General features: G+C 39.0%; 1 pseudogene. It reads left to right on the forward strand.

Features of this window, described 5'->3' with window-relative positions:
• Positions 1-26: 26 nt before the first annotated feature.
• Positions 27-213 (forward strand): annotated as a pseudogene (locus ACYQ4S_RS13145) (RNA-guided endonuclease TnpB family protein); the annotation flags it as partial.

The raw sequence follows: 213 nt of genomic DNA on the forward strand, positions 1-213 counted from the left end.
GCAAGATTAAATCATGTACGATATCAATGAATAAATCGGGAAAATATTTTATATCCATTCTTGTGGAATCAGCGGACGAAACGCCCCAATTAGTTGAACGGAAGATCGGGATTGATTTGGGTATTTCTGATTTTGCGATCACCACCAATGATTTAGGGGAAACTGAGAAGCACAAAAATCCAAAACCGCTGTACAAGTCCGAAAAGAAGCTGA

Source organism: Alkalibacterium sp. s-m-28 (assembly GCF_054658175.1).